Here is a 5039-nt window from a genome sequence, read left to right on the forward strand (position 1 = left end):
CCATTCTTAAAACCCCCCCCCCCCCGCCGGGCGCGCCCCCGCGGGCCCCCCCCCCACCGCCGTGGGCGGCGAAGCCGGTGCATGGCATTACTTCTTGAGGTCGTCGGGAACCTTGCCGCCATTTTCGGCCAGTTTCTGCATCACCTGCTTGTGCAGCCAGATGTTCATGGCGGCCGAATCGTTGGTGTCGCCGCTGTAGTGCAGTTCGGTAGCCAGCTGCTTGCGGGCCGCGAGGCTGCTGTCCAGGCCCAGCAGCTTCATCAGGTCGACGATCGACGTTTTCCAGTTCAGTTTTTCCGGATGCTTGGCGGCCAGTCCATTAAGGATGGCTTCCACATCCACGGCCGGCATCGCAGCCGGAGCGCCGGCCGGAGCCGGGGCGGCGGTGGGCGTCGCCGCGGGCGGGGCCGCTTCGGCAACCGCGGGATGGCTGGACGGAAAAATCTTGTCGAGAATGGCTTTGAAAATACTCATACCTTCCCCCTCTTCGTCACGGTTCCAGGCACATGCCTGGGCCGATTGTAAAGGGGGACCGCCAGCCTGGCAGCCCTCGTGTGTAACGGGATGCGGCGTCTACGTAACCCGCCGCCCCCTGTGGCTACAGCTTGAACCAGCGGTCGTGCTCGATGTCGTCCGCGATGCGGATCTCGGCCTCGTCCAGGCATTCTTCCTCGGAGGCCGCGGCTATCCCGCGCAGCGACAGCGCCGGACCGAGCAGCAGGCGCTTGCCGTCGCTTTGCTCGTAGATCTTGCAATTGACGTCCCACATGCCAGGACCGCGCTGGCGGGGATCGATTTCCACCTCGAGTACTCGGGAAGAGCGATTCGGGGAATATTGGAAAGAGAACATTGCAGGCCCTCCGCTCCGGTAGACGGCCCACTATAGCGCCTGCAGGAGGTTGTGACCTCATGCAGTGCAACATGACGAAGCGCTCGGGAACCGCTTCAGGACGCCCAGGACACCACAGACAAAAGCAAGAGCAAGGCCATCCACAGTACGACGGCGCGCCACAACAGCCCTACCGCGGCATGCAGTGTCGTCGGATCGGGCCACCGTATGGGTTCGTCTGGCGCCTCGGCAGCGGCAAATTCGCTCGCGGCCGCCGCCGGCTGGACCGAAGGCGCCGGCGCGGGAGGCTCGGCGGGCGCAGCGGCCTGCCACTTGGGAGGCAAGGGTGCCAGGCGCACGCCCAGTGCGCCGGCAGCGCTCTCGACAACCACGCCGCGCTGTACGTCCTTCCATTGCGCGGCGCGTTGGCGCCAGCCATACAGCGCGTCCTCGAAATTGCCAACGATGGCGAAACCGATGGCCGTCATCCGCGCCGGTATCCAGTCAAGCAGGCGGAATGCGCCGCGCGCCACGTCCCCGAAAGCATCCGTGCGGTCGGCCCACTCTTCGCGGACGATGCCGGCAAGCCGGTACAAGGCCGCCCCCGAGGCGCCCGGCAACACCGCATACCAGAACAGCACGCCGTAAACGTTGCGATGCGAGGCCACCACCCCCTCTTCGATCGCGGTACGGCAAATCTCCTGGACGGTCATGGTGTCCGCCGAGGCATTGCCCTGAAAGGCCTGCAGCCAGGCCTGCATGTGATTGCGTGCCACCGTGACGTCACCGCGGGCCAATGCAAACTGGATCTCAGTGAAATGATGGCTGAACTGGCGAAAACCCAGCGTGAACCACAGCACTACGATATGGAAAACGAGTGCGAGGACGGGATGAATCGCCCAGGCGAGCGATCCGATCAGCCACACGGCAAGACTGGGAACCAAGGCGACCAGCAGCCAACCGAGGATGGCGTACCCGCGGCTGCCGGCATCCAGCGCATGGCCGGCCCAGCGGCACGCGGCACGCGCGGCTTCGTGGACGGCATTCGAGCGGGGCAGGGGCCTGACCTGTTCGGCGAGAAAGGCGAGGAGAAGTGCAAAAAAGCTCATGACCGCATTCTAGAGTGCATAGCGCCGATGTGCAGCATCGACCGACCAGCCCGCCGGCCTTACGCGCGCAGAAACTGGTAGAGATTGCGCAACATTCCAGCTGTCGCCCCCCAGATGAAGAATTGCTTCCAGGGCATCGAGTAGTAGGTACGGGCGTCGCCGGAAGGCAAGGTGGCGCTGTGCAGGCGATGATTCGTCGGGTCCATGAGGAAGGACAAGGGCACCTCGAACACTTCGGCCACCTCGAACGGATCCGGCCGCGGGGAGAAATCCGGGCGAACCAAGCCGACCAGCGGGATGATGCGAAATCCCGTGCGCGTGAAATAGTCGGGCAATTGGCCGATGATCTCGACCAGCCCCCGAGGCAGCCCCGTTTCTTCTTCGGTTTCGCGCAAAGCGGCGTCGGTTGCCGACGCATCGCTTTCTTCTACCCTCCCCCCCGGAAAGCTCACCTGCCCGGCATGGTCGTGCAAGTGTGCGGTCCGTTGGGTCAGCATGACACATATCCCTTCCGGACGAAGCACCAAGGGAATCAGCACCGACGCCAGCCGCACGGCTCGCCCTGCCATGCCCTTGGACTCGGGATCGTTCGCATCGGGCTCCCAGGCGGGCGGTTCAGCAAAACGCCGGCGCAGCGCGGCAGGCGTGAGCCGCTCGAGCGGCACCGGGTCCAGGCCGCCGGGGTTGGCGATCCAGGGTTGTGCGGCCGGGTCGAATCCGGGACGCTGCGGCGGTCGCGCCCGCCGGCCATCGGGGGACGCGGGCTGGACTTGCACGGACGTATCGTCGGCTCGGGCCGGAGCCGCATGGCGCTGATCGGGAGGATTGGACGCAGGCATCGGTTCTAGGGAAAAAAAAGGCGCCCGTACGAGGCGCCTTTGTATTGCGGTACAGCAGGAATCAAGCCTTGGCAGCCGACGTATTGCGTACGAGCTTTTCCTTGATCCGGGCCGATTTGCCCGAACGGGAACGCAAATAGTACAGCTTGGCACGGCGGACGTCGCCACGGCGCTTGACTTCGATCGAAGCGATGGTCGGGGCGTACAACTGGAACGTACGCTCGACGCCTTCGCCGGACGAAATCTTGCGAACGATGAACGACGAATTCAAGCCACGATTGCGCTTGGCGATGACCACGCCTTCGTAGGCTTGCACGCGCTTGCGGTTGCCTTCGACCACGTTGACGTTCACCACGACCGTATCGCCGGGAGCGAATTCGGGAATGGTCTTATTGGCCGTCAAGCGGGCGATCTCTTCTTGCTCGAGGACTTTGATCAGGTCCATGTTTATCTCCAATGACCATCATGCGTAGCGGTTCTGCTTTTCCTGGCACCGCCACCAGAGGATGGGTGTTCCCGCCGAACTCATGCCCGGCAGGCCTACTGCAAAACTGATCGCCTCAGCGATCAGCGGTCGTCCTCCCTTTGCAGGTCGGACAGAAACTTCTCGTCGTCGCGGCTCAACCAGCCGCGTGCCCGCGCCGCCTCGATCAAGTCGGGGCGTTTCCTGAGCGTCACCGCCAGCGACTGCCTGCGGCGCCACCGCAAAATATTGGCGTGGTGCCCGGACAACAGCACCTCCGGCACCGCCTCGCCCTCGTAAACCTCGGGCCGCGTGTAATGCGGGCAGTCCAGCAGTCCGGACAAGTGCTCGTTGAACGAATCCTGCACAGCGGACTCATCATCGTTCAACACGCCGGGCAGCAGCCTGACCACGGCATCCATGACCGCCATCGCCGCAATTTCGCCGCCGGACAGCACGAAATCACCCAGCGAGAGCTCCTGCGTCACCCAGCGGTCGATGAACCGCTGGTCGATGCCCTCGTAGCGGCCGCATACCAATATGGCCCCCGAACCGCGCGCCATCGACTGCGCGATGGACTGGTCGAAGCGGCGGCCCTGGGGAGAGAGCAGGATCACTTCCGTCTCCGGCAACCCCGCCTTCGCACGCCCTTCCAGCGCCGCGCGGACGGCTTTCTCGAGCGGCTCGACCCGCATCACCATGCCCGGGCCGCCCCCGTAGGGGCGATCGTCGACCGTGCGGTGCACGTCGACGGTGAAATCCCTCGGATTCCACCGGTGCAAGGCCCATCGTCCCTGGGCATGCGCCCGGCCGGTCACGCCCAGCTCGCTGACGGCGTCGAACATCGCGCCGAACAGCGTCACTACGTCGAACCGCAGCGCCCCGCTCATGGCCGGCCCTCAGAAACCTTCCGGCCAGTCGGTGTCGATGCGGCGCGCGTCCAAATCCACGTTGCGCACATAAGCCTCGACGAAGGGCACCAGCGTTTCCCGTTGCCGGCCCTTCGCATCCAGCAGGGGCTGGGACGACTCACCCAGGGCCACCGGCACGACGAGCGCCACGTGCAACACCGCATGGGCACCATTGTCGCTGACATGCGACACCGAACCCAGCAAGCGGTCCTCGCCGTTCTCTCCCTTGCCGATCAACTCGCAGCCGATCAGGTCTACCCAGTAGAACTCGCCTTCGGCAAGGGGAGGAAATTCACTGCGGGGCACCAACACGGTCCACCCCTTCCACGCCTGGGCCTGGTCACGATCAGTGACGCCGGACCACATGGCTGTCACCGACGCACCGTGCCGCTTGGCAGAGAGGACCTCGACGCGCCGGATTTCCCTGCCCTTGCGCAACCACCAGGAGCGGGTGCCCAGCAAGGCATCGGACTGCGCCGAATACGGCTGAATCTTGAGTCCGCCGCGGATTCCGTAGGCTTCCGTAACATGCCCGACCTCGACGAGGTCGGCGGGATGCTCCCCGGAGGCCGTGGACGCAGTGGACACGGCGATCAAGCAGCCGAAGCGACCTTGGCGCTGTATTGCTTGACGAGGCGGGCCACGGCCGGCGACAGTTGGGCGCCGTGCTTGGTCCAGTGCTCGATGCGGTCGAGCGCGATACGCAGACCTTCTTCACCCTCCGAGGCGACCGGGTTATAGAACCCTACGCGCTCGATGAAGCGTCCATCGCGACGGTTGCGCGAATCGGCAGCAACGAGGTTGTAGAAGGGGCGCTTCTTCGAACCGCCGCGAGACATACGAATCACCACCATAGGTAATCCTTGGAACTGTCTCTTATAAAAAAAT

General features: G+C 64.5%; 8 protein-coding genes. All 8 read right to left on the reverse strand.

The window, feature by feature from the left end; genetic code table 11:
* Nucleotides 1-87: 87 nt before the first annotated feature.
* The 8 genes from IRZ12_RS15410 to rpsP all read right to left on the reverse strand — a co-directional run bounded on the left by IRZ12_RS15410 (nucleotide 88) and on the right by rpsP (nucleotide 5005).
* Nucleotides 88-474 (reverse strand): DUF3597 domain-containing protein, encoded by a 387-nt coding sequence (locus IRZ12_RS15410; protein WP_087778658.1) that lies wholly within the window; start codon nucleotides 472-474, stop codon nucleotides 88-90.
* A gap of 124 nt (nucleotides 475-598) precedes the next feature.
* Nucleotides 599-850 (reverse strand): hypothetical protein, encoded by a 252-nt coding sequence (locus IRZ12_RS15415; RefSeq protein WP_296470228.1) that lies wholly within the window; start codon nucleotides 848-850, stop codon nucleotides 599-601.
* A gap of 95 nt (nucleotides 851-945) precedes the next feature.
* The gene (locus IRZ12_RS15420; RefSeq protein ID WP_296470230.1) at nucleotides 946-1938 is read right to left on the reverse strand and encodes a CobD/CbiB family protein; all 993 of its coding nucleotides are present in this window, start codon (nucleotides 1936-1938) and stop codon (nucleotides 946-948) included.
* A 59-nt stretch (nucleotides 1939-1997) separates the two neighbouring features.
* Nucleotides 1998-2714: a CoA pyrophosphatase gene (locus tag IRZ12_RS15425; RefSeq protein WP_296470233.1), complete on the reverse strand. Its 717-nt coding sequence runs from the start codon at nucleotides 2712-2714 to the stop codon at nucleotides 1998-2000.
* Nucleotides 2715-2838: 124 nt separating this feature from the next.
* Complete coding sequence (gene rplS, locus IRZ12_RS15430) at nucleotides 2839-3222, reverse strand: 50S ribosomal protein L19 (RefSeq protein ID WP_296470236.1); 384 nt, start codon at nucleotides 3220-3222, stop codon at nucleotides 2839-2841.
* A 122-nt stretch (nucleotides 3223-3344) separates the two neighbouring features.
* Nucleotides 3345-4118 (reverse strand): tRNA (guanosine(37)-N1)-methyltransferase TrmD, encoded by a 774-nt coding sequence (gene trmD / locus IRZ12_RS15435; RefSeq protein WP_296470241.1) that lies wholly within the window; start codon nucleotides 4116-4118, stop codon nucleotides 3345-3347.
* Between the two features lie 21 nt (nucleotides 4119-4139).
* The gene (rimM, locus tag IRZ12_RS15440; RefSeq protein ID WP_296470238.1) at nucleotides 4140-4739 is read right to left on the reverse strand and encodes a ribosome maturation factor RimM; all 600 of its coding nucleotides are present in this window, start codon (nucleotides 4737-4739) and stop codon (nucleotides 4140-4142) included.
* Between the two features lie 5 nt (nucleotides 4740-4744).
* Nucleotides 4745-5005, reverse strand: a complete 261-nt coding sequence (gene rpsP / locus IRZ12_RS15445) for a 30S ribosomal protein S16 (protein WP_296470244.1) — start codon at nucleotides 5003-5005, stop codon at nucleotides 4745-4747.
* Between the last annotated feature and the right edge of the window lie 34 nt (nucleotides 5006-5039).

It is taken from the genome of Pigmentiphaga sp., from assembly GCF_019689535.1.
GTDB lineage: Bacteria > Pseudomonadota > Gammaproteobacteria > Burkholderiales > Burkholderiaceae_B > Pigmentiphaga.